The organism is Marilutibacter maris (genome assembly GCF_006546735.2).
Taxonomy (GTDB): domain Bacteria; phylum Pseudomonadota; class Gammaproteobacteria; order Xanthomonadales; family Xanthomonadaceae; genus Marilutibacter; species Marilutibacter maris.
The window spans coordinates 1-2,428 of the sequence record NZ_VICD02000179.1; the positions used below are offsets into that span (position 1 = coordinate 1).

Annotated in this window: 2 protein-coding genes; both read left to right on the plus strand. The window is 70.3% G+C overall.

Annotation, left to right across the window (positions count from 1 at the left end):
* Positions 1-75 precede the first annotated feature (75 nt).
* Positions 76-1,179, plus strand: a complete 1,104-nt coding sequence (gene lptF / locus FKV24_RS10810) for an LPS export ABC transporter permease LptF (protein WP_141482390.1) — start codon at positions 76-78, stop codon at positions 1,177-1,179.
* Positions 1,107-2,276 carry an LPS export ABC transporter permease LptG gene (lptG, locus tag FKV24_RS10815; RefSeq protein ID WP_425481619.1) on the plus strand — a complete coding sequence of 390 codons (1,170 nt, stop codon included), beginning with the start codon at positions 1,107-1,109 and terminating at the stop codon, positions 2,274-2,276. Before lptF ends, lptG begins: the two co-directional genes overlap by 73 nt.
* Positions 2,277-2,428: the final 152 nt, after the last annotated feature.

The window sequence follows — 2,428 nt, forward strand, 5'->3', positions numbered from 1 at the left end:
GCCCGAACCCGGCCCGCCGCCGCGATCACGGCCACCGGCCGCCGCGCCGCGGCCGGGCTCTGAGCGCGCGATCCGATGACCAGGCTCGACCGCTATCTCATCAGCGAGTTCGCCCAGGCGGTGATGGCCACCCTGGCGGTGCTGCTGATCGTCTGTGTCGGCGGCGCGTTGACCGACGTGCTGGGCGACATCGCCCGCGGCCAGCTGCCGGCCGGCCTGCTGCTGGCCCAGCTCGGCCTGGTCCTGCTCAACTGGCTGCCGGTGATCCTGCCGCTGGCGCTGTTGCTGGGCCTGATGCTGGCGGTCGGGCGGCTGTACCGCGATGCCGAGATGCCGGTGATCGCCTCGGTCGGGGTCGGACCCAGGCGCCTGCTCAAGCCCCTGATGCTGGTGGTGTTGCCGCTGATCGCGGTGGTCGCGGCCTGTTCGCTGTGGCTGGGGCCCTGGGCCGAGCGGCTGTCGCGCGAACTGATCAACGAGGCCAACCGCAACATGATCGTGGCCGGTCTGGAGCCGGGACGCTTCACCGAGTTGCCCAATGGCGGCGGGGTCGCCTTCGTCGGCGAGATGTCGGGCGAGGGCACCCGCTTCGACCGGGTGTTCGTCTACCGCCAGAGCGATGACCGGATCACCGTGGTCAGCTCCAACCAGGGCGCGCTCAAGGCCGGAGAGGACGGCCAGCGCTACCTGGTGCTGGAGAACGGCTTCGAGGTCGAGGGGCCGCGCGAAGGCGGCCAGGACTATCGGCTGCTGCGTTACGCCAGCAACGAGGTGCGGATGCCGGCCGGCAAGGAGAAGTTCGATCTCGACGATCCCGAGGCGTTGCCGACGTCGGCCCTGATCGGCGACGAGCGGCCGCCGGCGGTGGCCCAGCTGCACCGCCGGATCGCGCCGCCGCTGCTGGCGCTGGCGTTCGCGCTGATGGCGATTCCGCTGGCCCGCAGCATGCCGCGGCAGGCCCGCTACGGACGGATGCTGATGGGCTTCCTCGGCTATCTGATCGGCGTCAACCTGATGCTGATGGGAACCGGCTGGCTCGAGGACGACAAGATCCCCGGCATGCTCGGCTTGTGGTGGCTGGTGCTGCCGCTGCTCGGGGTCGGGGTCTGGCTGTACCTGGGAGACGGCCGGATGCGGCCGTCCAAGGGTCGCGCCAACGGCGCCGGGAGGGCAGCATGAGATTCCTGCCCCGGCTGCACGACCTGTACGTGGCCCGCGCGGTGATGGCCGCGGTGATCCTGACCTGGGCGGTGCTGCTCGGGCTGGACGTGATGCTGGCCCTGGTCAGTGAGTTTGGCGACGTCGGCAAGGGCCGCTACGGCTTCGTCCAGGCGCTGGCCTACGTCGGCCTGACCGTGCCGCGCCGGGCCAATTACCTGTTCCCGTACGCGGCGGTGATCGGTTCGCTGATGGCGCTCGGGCAACTGGCGGCGACCTCGGAGCTGACCGCCCTGCGGGCGATCGGCCTGTCCCGGCGCCGGATCAGCTTCGCGGTCGCGGGCGCGGTGGCGGTGCTGACCGCGCTGATGGTGATCAGCGGCGAGACCGCCGGCCCGATCGGCCAACGCCGCGCCGACGCCCTGAAGAGCTCGGCCAAGTCCGACAACCTGATCGTCGCCCAGTATTCGGGCGTGTGGGCGCGCGAGGGCGACACCATCCTCAACGCCGCCGGCGGACAGGAGCGCGACGACGGCAACGACCGCTGGATCGAGCTGCACGATGTGCGCCTGTACGAGTTCGCCGAGGACGGCCGTCTGGTATCGATGGCACGGGCCAAGGTCGCCGAGCACCGCCCCGGCGGCTGGCTGCTGCGCGACGTGAACCGCACCTATTTCGATCAACGCTCGGTCAGCGAGTCCAGGGTGGCGGAGGAACGCTGGGAGTCGCGGTTGGACTCGACCGCGCTGACCGCCGGCACCGACCGCCCGCGCTACCTGAGCGCCGGCGACCTGCGCCAGGCGATCGAGTACCGCAAACGCAACGACCTGGATGCCGGCGATTTCCAGGAGCATTACTGGGGCCGCTGGTTCTATCCGATCAACGTGATCGCGCTATGCCTGGCGGCGATCCCGTTCGCATTCGGCCTGTTGCGCAGCGGCGGCACCGGCAAGCGCCTGTTCGTCGGCATCGTGTTCGGGCTCGGCTTCTATCTGCTGCAGACCCAGTTCGTGCAGCTGGCGAAGGTGCTGAAGTTCGACTTCCGCCTCGCCTATCTGCTGCCGATCGTGATCATGGCCGGCGTCTCCGCCTATCTCTTCAAACGCCGCTCGGGGTGAGGCACGGCCGTTTGCGAGCCACTGGCTCGCGGCCGTGCCGAACGCCCGGCGCGCTGCGCCGGGCCGGGGTTGCGAGGTGAGCGCGTAGCGCGAGCCCGCAACGGCCCACGAGGCGGAGCCGAGTGGATTCCCTTGCGAGCCACTGGCTCGCG

Bases quoted from the DNA above. Each gene is read 5' to 3' on its own strand.
- lptF (WP_141482390.1), top strand. From the start codon at position 76: ATGACCAGGCTCGACCGCTATCTCATCAGCGAGTTCGCCCAGGCGGTG.